At 44.6% G+C, this 251-nt stretch carries 1 protein-coding gene; it reads left to right on the top strand.

All coding sequences use genetic code 11. The annotated features are described in order from the left end of the window. The coding region (locus SB752_RS32960; RefSeq protein ID WP_410719589.1) for a hypothetical protein at nt 1–251 on the top strand (251 nt) is incomplete at both ends.

The raw sequence follows: 251 nt of genomic DNA, 5'->3' as shown, positions 1-251 counted from the left end.
CTTCCTTGTGGGGGCTTGATCCTGAAGGAACTTCACCTACTTCTCAATTCAGTATTATCGATCGTACCAACAGTGTGCGTCGTTTAATATTAACCGAAGGCGGGAATGCATTTTTGGGTGGAGCCCTTGGCACTTCTGGAGCAAATGCTACTATCAGTGCTGTTGGAGGAAGTGTTGGGATTGGTAACAATACCGCGCCAACAAATACTTTAGATGTAAACGGTACCACAAGAGTAAGAACAGTTAACCAA

This window comes from Brevibacillus sp. SIMBA_040, assembly GCF_046535075.1.
Classification (GTDB): Bacteria; Bacillota; Bacilli; order Brevibacillales; family Brevibacillaceae; genus Brevibacillus.
Note: the sequence above shows the minus strand (reverse complement) of the source record. Positions and strands in the feature narration are given on the sequence as shown.